Annotated in this window: 9 protein-coding genes; 6 read left to right on the forward strand and 3 right to left on the reverse strand. The window is 67.0% G+C overall.

Annotated elements, in window-relative coordinates; all coding sequences use genetic code 11:
- Window positions 1-12 precede the first annotated feature (12 nt).
- Window positions 13-1569, forward strand: coding sequence for an MFS transporter (locus SriyCCGPB3_RS11165; RefSeq protein ID WP_153855361.1), 1557 nt, complete (start codon window positions 13-15; stop codon window positions 1567-1569).
- A gap of 676 nt (window positions 1570-2245) precedes the next feature.
- Here SriyCCGPB3_RS11165 and SriyCCGPB3_RS11170 read toward each other — a convergent pair.
- Window positions 2246-3229, reverse strand: a complete 984-nt coding sequence (locus SriyCCGPB3_RS11170) for a LacI family DNA-binding transcriptional regulator (RefSeq protein WP_110712379.1) — start codon at window positions 3227-3229, stop codon at window positions 2246-2248.
- Window positions 3230-3385: 156 nt separating this feature from the next.
- Between SriyCCGPB3_RS11170 and ptsP the strand changes: the two genes are divergently transcribed.
- The 4 genes from ptsP (at window position 3386) to SriyCCGPB3_RS11190 (ending at window position 9907) form a co-directional block, all read left to right on the forward strand.
- A complete protein-coding gene (ptsP, locus tag SriyCCGPB3_RS11175; protein ID WP_350259205.1) occupies window positions 3386-5896 on the forward strand; it encodes a phosphoenolpyruvate--protein phosphotransferase in 2511 nt (836 codons plus the stop codon).
- Window positions 5893-6849, forward strand: coding sequence for a 1-phosphofructokinase (gene pfkB, locus SriyCCGPB3_RS11180; protein ID WP_350259206.1), 957 nt, complete (start codon window positions 5893-5895; stop codon window positions 6847-6849). The genes ptsP and pfkB overlap by 4 nt, the downstream gene beginning before the upstream one ends.
- A 74-nt stretch (window positions 6850-6923) precedes the next feature.
- Entirely contained in the window at window positions 6924-8639 is a 1716-nt protein-coding gene (locus SriyCCGPB3_RS11185; protein WP_350259207.1) for a PTS fructose transporter subunit IIC, read from the forward strand.
- Window positions 8640-8653: 14 nt separating this feature from the next.
- Window positions 8654-9907, forward strand: a complete 1254-nt coding sequence (locus SriyCCGPB3_RS11190) for a carbohydrate porin (protein WP_350259208.1) — start codon at window positions 8654-8656, stop codon at window positions 9905-9907.
- A gap of 86 nt (window positions 9908-9993) precedes the next feature.
- Here SriyCCGPB3_RS11190 and SriyCCGPB3_RS11195 read toward each other — a convergent pair whose 3' ends face one another.
- Both SriyCCGPB3_RS11195 and SriyCCGPB3_RS11200 read right to left on the reverse strand, forming a co-directional pair.
- Complete coding sequence (locus SriyCCGPB3_RS11195; protein WP_350259209.1) at window positions 9994-10521, reverse strand: DUF6622 family protein; 528 nt, start codon at window positions 10519-10521, stop codon at window positions 9994-9996.
- 90 nt (window positions 10522-10611) lie between these two features.
- Window positions 10612-11445 carry a S1 family peptidase gene (locus SriyCCGPB3_RS11200; protein WP_350259210.1) on the reverse strand — a complete coding sequence of 278 codons (834 nt, stop codon included), beginning with the start codon at window positions 11443-11445 and terminating at the stop codon, window positions 10612-10614.
- Between the two features lie 190 nt (window positions 11446-11635).
- Between SriyCCGPB3_RS11200 and SriyCCGPB3_RS11205 the strand changes: the two genes are divergently transcribed.
- Window positions 11636-11914, forward strand: a complete 279-nt coding sequence (locus tag SriyCCGPB3_RS11205; RefSeq protein ID WP_350259211.1) for a hypothetical protein — start codon at window positions 11636-11638, stop codon at window positions 11912-11914.
- Window position 11915: the final 1 nt, after the last annotated feature.

The following is an 11915-nucleotide window of genomic DNA, read 5'->3' on the forward strand; positions in this document are numbered from 1 at the left end:
CTGAGGAGACCCATGACTTCCCTTTCACCTGCCGCTCGAGACCGCCTGACGCTTTCTGCGGCGTGCTTGGCGTCCCTGATGTTCGGGCTGGAAATCTCCAGCGTGCCGGTCATCCTGCCGATTCTGGAGACAGAGCTTGGCAGCAGCTTCAGCGGCCTGCAGTGGATCATGAATGCCTACACCCTCGCCTGCACGACGGTGCTGATGGCGGCTGGCGCACTGGCGGATCGGTACGGGCGCAAGCGCATCTTCGTGATCAGCCTGTTGCTGTTCGGCATCACATCCCTGGCCTGCGGCCTTGCTCGAAGCGGAACGGCGTTGATCGTGGCTCGATCGCTGCAGGGTGCGGCGGGAGGCGCAATGCTGGTCTGCGTGTTTACAGTGCTTTCCCATCAGTTCAGTGACTCCGCACAGCGCGCCAAGGCCTTTGGCATCTGGGGCGTGGTCTTTGGCATAGGGCTGGGTTTCGGACCGGTCATTGGTGCTGGCGTTGTTGTCATCAGCAGCTGGAGCTGGGTGTTCCTGGTGCATGCGCCCCTGGCAGTGGGCGCGACAGCTCTCGCCGTTCTGGGCATCCGGGAATCGCGGGCGCCAAGCCAGCGGAAACTGGACCTTGCAGGAATCGTCTCGCTGTCAGTGGCCGTCTTTTCCTTCACCTGGTACATCACCCAGGGCATTCCTGCAGGCCTTGGAAGCGCCTCTTCCATGGCGGCCGCTCTGGTTGCCGTCATCAGCCTGGCGGTATTCATCGCGGTCGAGCGCAGGGTACCGGACCCGATGTTCGATTTTTCCATCTTCGGCAACCGGCGCTTCTCGGGCGCATTGCTGGGCTCGATGGGCATGAACTTCAGTTTCTGGCCACTGATGGTGTACCTGCCACTGTTCTTCCAGCACGGACTTGGCTACTCAAGCATCGCGACCGGCCTGTCTGTCCTGGCATACACATTGCCGTCGCTGCTGCTGCCGCCTTGCGGCGAGCGTCTCGCTGTGCGCTTCGGGCCTGAGCGCGTGATCCCCGTCGGGATGTTTGCCATGGGCGGCGGGATGCTCATGATGGCGATCGGTGCAGGCGCGGAAAACGCGAGCTGGCTGACCCTGCTGCCAGGCTGCATTCTTGCGGGCTCGGGCCTGGGGGTGATCAATACGCCCATCACCAACACGACGACCAGTTCCGTGCCCAGCGACCGCGCTGGCATGGCATCCGGCATGGATACCAGCGCCAGATTCATCAGCCTGGCCATCAACATCGCCGTGGTGGGGTTGATTCTGGTGAAAGGTACTTACTACGCACTTGAAACGAACCTGCCCGGGGGCGATCCTTCGCATCTGCGATCGCTTGCCGAGGGGTTGTCCGCTGGTACAGCGCGCCTGGATGGGCTGACGGCCGCGGCCCAGGTTGTGTCCAGCGACGTTGCGCACCAGTCGCTGCTTTTCGGCTATCGGCTTGCCATGGCCTACGCGGGCGCATGTGCCTGTGCCCTGGCCGTAGTCAGTGCGCTTACGTTCCGGGGCGATCATCCCGGGCCCACATCGTCCGCCGGGGAATCGAAACTGCCAGAAGACATCTGAGGATTGAGCAGAACATGCTGCGCCCATCCGTGCGGCGCCCGTTCGTAAAACTGGCCGCGGTTATCGGCGGAATGGCAGAATGCCGTCAAGCCCGCCGCAACTTGATTGATGATGCGGCCGATGTTCTTTCGGGTCGGAAACAATCTGTGGCATGGAGGCAGGAGATGTCCATGATGCCGGGCAGGTTCTCAGCGAAGTTCGCGGCGCTCTTTGTTTTGATGGTTGCCGCCTGCACCTCCGTGCCCCCGCTGGCAGGTGCCAGGGAGGCCCGATCACCGGTCCTTGTCAAGCTCCCGCCTGAGCAGAGTGCGGTCCTTGCAACCGGGCTGCTAAGGGGAGTACTGCAGCCAATCAATGGCTGTGTCTACTTCGTGGACCCAGGTGGCACGGCTTATCTTGCGGCATGGCCCGATGGTTACTCGCTGGCCATGAGGGGAAACGTTCCCATAGGGGTGCAGGACGTACGATCGGGGAAAATGATGGCATTCGGAATCGCTGCATCATTCGGAGGAGGTCATGGAAATGATCTGCTCCGTTCGCGCCTTGCCGCGACCATCCCGGCGGGCTGCAGCGGCCCACTCATGACCATTCATTTGATACGCCAGGCAAAGGGGCAGCCATGACCCACATGTACGCGAGGGTATCCCTCCATGGACGGCCGCAAACGGCCGCCGGTTCATCGCAAGGCCGTTGATCCCCTCACCACGCACCGGCCCGTCATCACCAGCCGGCGTACCGGCAGCTCCGGCGCGCGCAGGCGCTCAAGCAACAGCGACATCGCTGCGCGCCCCATCTCTTCGACCGGCTGTTCGATCACGGTGATGCCCGGTTCGACCAGCTCGGTCCAGCGTTCGTTGTCAAAGCCCGCCAGCGCCAGCGCGTCCGGAATTGCCAGGCCTGCACTGCGGGCGGCCTTCAACGCTCCCATGAGCAGCAGGCTGTTGCTGGCGACCAGCGCCTCCGGCCGCGATGGGCCGGCCAGCCACTGATCGACCGTTGCAATGGCCGCTTCAGCCGTGGGCTCAACCTCGCGGTAATCCGGCTGAAGCCCATGTGTACGCATCGCAGCGAGATAGCCGTCGCGACGTTCGGCCGCCGTGGTGCTGGTGCTGCCGAACAGGCCGCCGATGCGGCGATAGCCGCGCGCGACCAGATGCTCGACCAGGCCCGCCATCGCGGCCGGATTGTCGAGCACCACGCTGTCGATCGATCCGCCGGGTGCGGCGCGGTCCACCAGCACCGTCGGATAGTCCAGTGTGAGCCGCTCCAGCCGGCCCACCGTGGTCCGGGTGGGCGCGAAGATCAGTCCACTGATGCGCTCCTCGTGCATCAACTGCAGATACAGCGCCTCGCGCTCGGGGTCCTCGTCGGTGTTGCAGAGGGTGACGCGCAGGCCTTCACGATAGGCAACCTCCTCCACCGCTCGGATCAGCGCCGTGAAGAACGGGTTGCGGATGTCCGCCACGATCAGCCCGATGATGCCGGTGTGCCGGGCACGCAGGCGCCGTGCCTGCAGGTTGGGGTGATAGCCGGTCTGGCGGATCGCCGCCTCCACCCGGCCACGCACGGCCTCGCTGACCGGGCCGCCGCCGAGCACGCGCGACACCGTGGACTTGGAGACCCCCGCCACGCGCGCGACGTCGTTGATGCTGATGCTCATTGGAACCGTTCCCGGAAACTTTCACTGTTCGAGGCCGGATGGCCATTCAGGACAATGCTAACGCCAAAGGACTATTGGCTTTTTGTGCAGTGCACATTGAAATGATCAGTGGGAACGTTCCCAATACGCCGCAGCACCCCTTTGCCGGAGCCCGCCTTGCAGCCCTTGACTACCCCTGCCCCCGTCAGCCGGGAATTGATCCGCCTGGATGCGCGGGCGCTCGACAAGGCCGACGCCATCGCCCAGGTGGCGCAGATGCTGGTCGCTGCCGGCTGCGTTGCGCCGGCTTACGAGGCCAGCATGGGGCGTCGCGAGGCGTTGGCGAACACCTTCCTCGGCCATGGCGTGGCCATTCCGCACGGGCTGGGCGAGGACCGTCACCTGGTGCGCCGCGATGGCATTGCCGTGCTGCAGTTCCCGCAAGGCGTGGAGTGGAATCCGGGCCAGGTCACCCGCTTGGTGGTCGGCATTGCCGCCCAGTCCGATACCCACATCACCCTGCTGCGCCGGCTGACCCGACTGATCCAGGATGACGCAACGCTGCAGCGCCTGTTCACCACGGCAGATGCGAGCGAGATCATCAGCGCGCTGACCGGCGATATTGCGACCACGGCCCCCACTGTGCCGGTGACTGACCTGGCCGACCGTTTCGACTGGACCATCGCCTATCCCAACGGGCTGCACGCACGCCCGGCCACGCGCTGGGCTGAAACAGCGCGCGGCTTCGCGGCCCGCGCACAGGTCCGCGCGGGCGATCAGGCTGCCGATGCCAAGAGCCTGGTGGCGCTGCTGCAGCTCGGGTTGCGCCATGGCGACGCGGTCAGCGTGTCTGCCGAGGGCGCCGATGCCCCTGCCTTGCTGGCCGCGCTGCGCAAGGTCATGGACGGGCTGGTGGCACAGGAAAGGGCCGATGCCGAGCGCGCGGCGCAGCGCAAGGCCGCGCCGGTTGCGGGCTGGAATCCGCCCGACGCACAGGCGGCGATCGTCGGCATCGGTGCCAGCCCAGGCCTGGCGATCGGCCCGGTGCATGTGCTGGCCAGCACGCATGCCGACGTTGCTGACCGCCCCACCCCGCTCGGCGAAGGCGGCGCACGCCTGCAGGAGGCGCTCAGCCGCACCCGCCAGCAGCTGGCCGCACTGCAGGACGACACCCAGCGCCGGCTCGGCGCCTCGGATGCGGCAATCTTCAAGGCGCAGGCCGCGCTGCTCGACGACACCGATCTGATTACCCGTACCTGCCAGCTGATGGTCGAAGGCCATGGCGTTGCGTGGTCCTGGCACCAGGCCATCGAGCAGATCGCCTCCGGCCTGGCGGCACTGGGCAACCCGGTGTTGGCCGCGCGCGCCGCCGACCTGCGTGACGTCGGCCGGCGCGTACTGGCACAGCTTGATCCGTCCGCGGCGGGTGGCGGCCTTGCCGACCTGCCTGCACATCCTTGCATCCTGCTCGCTGCTGATCTGTCGCCGTCCGACACGGCCAACCTCGATACCGGTCGCGTGCTCGGCCTCGCCACCGCGCTGGGCGGGCCGACCTCGCACACCGCGATCCTCTCGCGCACGTTGGGCCTGCCGGCGCTGGTCGCCGCTGGCGCGGAGCTGCTGACGATCAGCGCGGGGAGCGAGGCGATCATCGATGGCAGCAGCGGGCGCCTCTATCTGTCGCCGTCCGAGGCCGATCTCGCCTCGGCACGTGCGTGGATCGCCGAACAGCAGCAGATCCGCGAGCGTGAAGCGGCGCAACGCGCGCAGCCGGCACAGACCCCTGACGGCCACCGCATCGACATCGGCGCCAACGTCAACCTTCCCGAGCAGGTGCCGCTGGCACTGGAGCAAGGCGCGGAAGGCGTCGGCCTGATGCGCACCGAATTCCTGTTCCTCGAGCGCGGGAGCACGCCCAGCGAGGATGAGCAGTACGCCACGTACGTGGCGATGGCCAAGGCACTCGACGGCCGCCCGCTGATCGTGCGCGCGCTCGATATCGGTGGCGACAAGCAGGTCGCTCATCTGGAGCTGCCACGCGAGGAAAATCCGTTTCTCGGCGTGCGTGGCGCGCGCCTGCTGCTGCGCCGCCCCGACCTGCTGGAACCACAGCTGCGTGCGCTGTATCGCGCGGCGAAGGACGGCGCACGCCTGTCCATCATGTTCCCGATGATCACCTCGGTGCCCGAGCTGATTGCACTGCGCGCCATCTGCGAACGGTTGCGCGCCGCGCTCGAGGCACCCGAAGTGCCGATCGGGATCATGATTGAAGTCCCTGCCGCAGCAGCCCAGAGCGATGTGCTGGCGCGCCATGCCGACTTCTTCTCGATCGGCACCAACGACCTGACCCAGTACGTGCTGGCGATCGACCGCCAGAACCCGGAACTCGCGGCCGAGGCCGACAGCCTGCACCCGGCCGTGCTGCGCGCGATCCGCGCCACAGTGGAAGGCGCACGCCTGCATGGACGCTGGGTTGGCGTCTGCGGTGGCCTGGCCGGCGATCCCTTCGGCGCAATGCTGCTGGCCGGCCTGGGCGTGGACGAACTGTCGATGACCCCGAACGACATCCCGGCCGTGAAGGCACGCCTGCGTGGCAACGCGCTGGCCGATCTGCAAGCGCTGGCCACTACCGCGCTGGACTGCGAAACCGCCGAGCAGGTGCGTGCCCTTGATGGAGCGCACGCATGAGCGCCCAGGCCCTCACCGTTACCCTGAACCCGGCGATCGACCAGACCGTGCGGCTGGCGCACCTGCATCCGGGACAGGTGCATCGTGCCCACAGCTCCCGCGACGCCGCCGGCGGCAAGGGCATCAACGTGGCCGCCTGCCTGGCCGATTGGGGCGTGCCGACCACCGCGATGGGCGTGCTCGGCAATGGCAACGACGGCGTGTTCAGCGCGTTGTTCGCCGAGCGCGGCATCGCAGACGCTTGCCTGCGCGTTGCGGGCCGCACCCGCACCAACATCAAGCTGGTCGAAGAGGCCAGCGGCGAGACCACCGACATCAACCTGCCCGGCCTGTCACTGTGTGACGCCGATCTGGACGCGGTATCGCGCCGGCTCGACGCCCTGCTCCAGCCGGACCAGCCAGTGGTGCTGTCCGGTAGCCTGCCGTCGGGGCTGCCAGCCGATGCATGGGCGAGACTGCAGGCGCAGGCGAGCGCCGCCGGTGCGCGCGTACTGCTGGACACCAGTGGCGACGCACTTGCCGCCGCGTTGAGCGGCGCACAGGGCGCACTGCCCTACGCGATCAAGCCCAACCGCCACGAACTGGAGGCCTGGACCGGCACGCCGCTGCCGGATCGCAGCGCCCTGCGGGCTGCAGGCCACGCCTTGGTCGAGCGCGGAGTCGCACTGGTAGCGATCTCGATGGGCACTGACGGCGCGCTGTTCATTGATCGCAGCGGCGCTCTGGTCGCGCGACCGGCGCGACTGGCACGCGGCAGCACGGTCGGTGCCGGCGATGCCATGGTCGCCGGCATTGCCGCCGCATTGCTGGAGCCCTCCCTGGATCTGACGGGTTGCGCCCGATTGGCGACGGCGTTCTCGATGAGCCGGCTGGAGAGCGGCGACGCGCGACGGCTGGACCCGGCGCAGGTGCGCGCGTGGACCGGCGATGTACTGATCGAGCGGTTGGATTGAAACCCCAGCAGAGGGTGCTGCGGCTGGCCCGCCCCCTCCTGCAAGGACGAACCCGAAGAATTCCAGGAGTGCCCATGCAAGCTTCCACCGTAGTCATCGCCGCCGGCGAACGCAGCATCGAGGCGGTTCTTGCCGCCGAAGCGCTGCGTCGCGCTGCCCGCCAGCAAGGGCTCGAACTGGCGATCGAAATCCGCAGCGACCAGGGCGTGACCGGGGCACTGCCCGCCACGCAGGCCGCGGCCGCAACGCAGCTGCTGCTGGTGGGTGACGGCGAGGCGGATGCCGCACGCTTCGGAAACGCCCAGGTCGTACGCGCCAGCCTCGGTGAAGTGCTGGACGACCCGCTTGCCGTGCTGGCGCAGCTTGCCGCGACGTCGGCAACCGCGCCCACCGCGGATGCCGGCAAGCACATCGTCGCCGTTACCTCCTGCCCGACCGGCATCGCCCACACGTTCATGGCGGCCGAAGGCCTGCAGCAGGCGGCCAAGGCACTGGGCCACGCGATCCGGGTGGAAACCCAGGGCTCGGTCGGCGCGCAGGACGCATTGAGCGACGAAGAAATCGCAGCCGCCGACCTGGTGCTGATCGCCGCCGACCGCGAAGTCGATCTGTCGCGCTTTGCTGGCAAACGCCTGTTCAAGAGCGGCACCAAGCCGGCGATCAATGACGGCCAGAACCTGATCCGCAAGGCGCTGGCCGAGGCCGGCGTGCAGGCGGGTACGGCGGGTACGCCGGCTTCAGGCCGCACGACCGAAAAGGCCAGAGCCACCGGCCCCTACAAGCACCTGATGACCGGCGTGTCGTTCATGCTGCCGTTCGTCACTGCCGGTGGCCTGCTGATCGCACTGGCGTTCGCGCTCGGCGGCATCTATGCCTTCGACGATGCACACAAGGGCACGCTGGCCTGGTCGCTGTTCCAGATCGGCGCCAAGTCCGGCTTCATGTTGATGGTGCCGGCACTGGCCGGTTACATCGCCTACTCCATCGCTGATCGCCCGGGCATCGCGCCGGGCATGATCGGCGGCCTGGTCGCGGTCAACATGGATGCAGGCTTCATTGGCGGCATCCTGGCCGGTTTCATCGCCGGCTACGGCGTGCATTGGATCAACCGTGCGCTGCGCCTGCCGCGCAGCCTGGAAGGCCTCAAGCCGGTGCTGATCCTGCCGGTGCTGGGCACGCTGCTGGTCGGTCTGTTGATGATGTACGTGATCGGCACGCCGGTCGCCGGGCTGCTGGCCTGGCTGACCGACTGGCTGCGCGGCATGCAGGGCAGCAGCGCGATCCTGCTGGGCCTGCTGCTGGGCGGAATGATGGCGGTGGACATGGGCGGGCCGGTCAACAAGGCCTCCTACGCGTTCTCCACCGCACTGATTTCCAGCCAGGTCTACACGCCGATGGCTGCGACGATGATCGGCGGCATGACGCCGCCGCTGGGCATCGCGTTGGCCACATGGCTGTTCAGCAACCGCTTCACTGCCGAGGAGCGTGGCACCGCCGGTGCCGCGGGCGTGCTCGGCCTCAGCTTCGTGACCGAGGGCGCGATCCCCTACGCCGCGCGCGACCCGTTGCGCACCATTCCGGCGCTGATTCTCGGCTCGGCCGTGGCCGGTGCGATCTCGATGGCCGCAGGTGTCGAGCTGAAGGTGCCGCACGGTGGTGTGTTCGTGCTGCCGATTCCGAACGCGGTCACCCACCTTGGCGTCTACCTGCTGGCACTGGTGGCCGGCGTGGCCGTCACCGCGGTCGCGCTGCGCGTCCTCAAGAAGCCGGTCACGGCTCCCACCCTGTAAAAGGAACCTCGCCCATGACCTGCTCTTCCCGCCGCCTGTTGCCGGTAGCGATCCTGCTGGCCCTGCCGTCCGTGGCCGCAGCCGCCGACGCGAGCGACGTCCTCACCCCCAAGCTGGCGTACACCGGCGAGGCAGCCGCCACGCTCGATGGCGGCAAGCGCAGCGGCACGGCGTATGCCGGCCAGCTGATGTTCGGTGCCGACGTGGATCTGGACGTTGCGTTTGGCTGGCGGGGCGCGACGATCAAGGCCTACGGTATCAACCGCCATGGCACCAACCTGGCCAACAGCAGCACTGGCAACAGCACCTCGGTGCAGGAAATCTACGGTGGCCAGGGCACGCGCCTGGCCAACCTGACGCTTGAGCAGAAACTGCTGAACGACCGATTGGTGCTGGAAGCCGGGCGCAGCGTCGCCAACATCCATCACCTCGGTTCGGAGCTGTGCCAGTACTTCCAGGGCAATTCGGCCTGCGGCAACCCGACCTACGTGTTCCGCACCAGCAATTTCACCTGGTGGCCGGTATCGAGCTGGATGGCCGATGCCACGGCCTGGGTGACGCCCGATGTCTATGTGCGCGTCGGCGCCTACCAGGTCGATCCCAGCCAGGCCGAGGACGGCCAGCACGGCCTGAAATGGAGTACCAGTCAGGCCACCGGCTGGATCGTGCCCTATACGCTCGGTTGGCGCAGCCCTGCTTCGGCACGACTGAAAGCCCGCTACGAACTCGGTGGCTGGCAGGACAACTCGACCTATCTGGATCCGCTGCGCGATGCCAACGGCACCCCGGCGCTGCTCAGTGGCCAGGACTACGCGAGCCGCCGTGGTCGCTCCGGGGTGTTCGCCCGCTTCGAGCAGCAACTCACCGGGGATGGTGCCGGGCGCGGCCTGACCCTGTTCGGTGCGGCGCTCAAGGGCACCTCCGGCCAGCTGATCGAGGATCATTTCCTGCAGGCGGGCGTGGTGCAGAAAGGCACGTTCGCCGGCCGGCCGCAGGACAGCATCGCTTTCGTTGTGACCCAGCAGAAATACAGCAGCATCGCCTTGGAGAACCTGCGCCTTGCCCGCGCCGCGGCCGGCGGTAGCGGCACGCCGCACGGGAGCCAGGTGATGATGGAGCTGAGCTATGGCATCCAGCTCACCCCGCAGCTCCGGATCGCACCGAACCTGCACTACATCGTGCATCCGGACCAGTTCAACGAACCTGCCCGCCAGCGCGACCTGCCGAATGCGTTGATCGCCGGCATGCGGGTTGATTGGAGCCTGTAAGGACATCGGTGCCGGCCGGCGGCCGGCACCACCCTCCGGGGCTATTAACGGGGCTATTAATGTGACGCATCACGGCGGGGTGAGGCTCAGCCTGCGACCCCCAGCCCCCTCCCCGCTGCGTCCCGTCGCAGCGAGGCCAGATAGCGGCAGTACTTGCCGATGAAGAGGCCGGTGAATCCACCGGCAAGCAGCAGGTAGGCCGCACTGGCGCCGGCATTGGCGATCAATGACGGTGACACCGCGAATGCAACTTCGAAACCGTACTTCACCAGGAACGTGACCAGCAGCAGCGGCAACACGCTGTAGTCCGCGTTGCGCCAGAGCTTTCCGGTGGCGCCATCCAGAGTCAGCTTTACGTGGCCCAGCAGCAGCCACCCCAGTGCCGCGCCGGTGCCGATGCCGGCCAGCCACTCGCCCCAAGCGCGCCAGGACACTCCGTAGCGATGGCTGATCGACCAGGCGCCCCATACGGTGAACAGCGCAGGCACGACGGCCAGTTTCTGCAGTGACGTTTCGCCCGGCTTCATCGCGGCAATGCCGCGCGTGACCAGGAACGCCAGGAGAAGCCAGACCCAGGCGGGTGTCTGCGAGACGATCTGCTGGAGCATGTTCACGAGCGGTCCCCTTGTGATGAGTGGTAGCGAGGTGTCCTCGCCATGGCGCTCACTATTGGCAATCACGCGGCCCGCGGCCAGTGACAGCTGTCAGTCTTCGGGTGTTACGGGGCGGTAGTCCGGCGCACCCAGGACGCTCTCGATCCAGTCCACATAGCGCGATACCCGCACGTTGTGCACCACCTGGCCATAGAAGCCGGCTTCAAGGGCATGCTCGGGAACGGCGCTGATCCATGAGCCCAGCCCCACCAGCTGCCACGCGCCGTGTTCGCGGATGACCAGCGGGCCGCCACTGTCGCCGTTGCCCAATACGCCTTCCAGTGGGAGGCCCTGTGGCGGGGCATCGAACCGATACCAGAGGTAGCGATCATTGCCACCGGTAATGGCGTTGTATGCGCGCCGCAGCGATGTGCGATGCGGCCCGCCCAGCACCAGCCCAATCGCCCCACTGCCAGTGGCGCCCTTTCCGATCAAGGCGGCGACCTGCGTGACCTCGGCACTGCCGCGATAGAGCGACACGGGCTGCACATCGTTCACGGGGGCCGCGAGCCTGATCAGCGCAATGTCATCTGATCCGGCCAGGAACGCATGGATCTTCGCCGGGCTTCCTGTGGCCAGTGCTTCCTTGCCCAAGGCTTCCGGCATTCGCCTGTAGCCCGGATGCACGACCACACGTTCCACGCCGTAGTCCTTGCCGTTGATGGCGATGGTCTGCCCCATACCCTCCATCGGTGCGGCATGCGCTGCGGTCAGCACCCACTGCGGGGCGATCAGAACACCCTGCCCTTCACCCGGCATGTCGGCCAGGGCGGGAAATTCTGATCCCTCGATCCGGTAACGGGCATCGTCCACGTCGTGGCGGATGACCACGGCCCCGGCAGCAAGCGGCAGCGCGGCAAGCGCGAGAAACAGCCAGCGGATCATGGGTGCCTTCATCCTTGCGGTCAGTCGCTGCAGCCTAGCCGAACACGCCGGGCCAAGGGGAGGCATCCGACCAGACTCCCGTGTTCGACGACGAATGCGGGAGAACCGGCCCCGAAGCCGGGGCGGCCACAGGCCGTTAACAGCCCCGCTCTATGCTGGGGCCTCATTGGAGACCCATGAGGTACGCGGCATGACCAGACTGCACACCCTGATGTTGACCGGCTGCCTGTTGGCACTGAGCCCGCTGGCCTCCGCCGAGACCGTGAACCTGACCAACAGCGCCGACGGCGCCAATCGCGATGCGGGCATCGCGGCGGTCAAGAAGAAACTGCAGGACGCGTGCACCGACCGCAAGGGCTCGCCCGATGCAGCTTCGTTCGAGGTGGTCTTCGAGAAGACCAGCGAGAACCCGAACGTGCCCAAGCCGTACTACGTGGACGGCAGGATGAAGTGCGAACTGCCGGGCTGAC

The sequence above is a fragment of the Stenotrophomonas riyadhensis genome (assembly GCF_040256885.1).
GTDB lineage: Bacteria > Pseudomonadota > Gammaproteobacteria > Xanthomonadales > Xanthomonadaceae > Stenotrophomonas > Stenotrophomonas riyadhensis.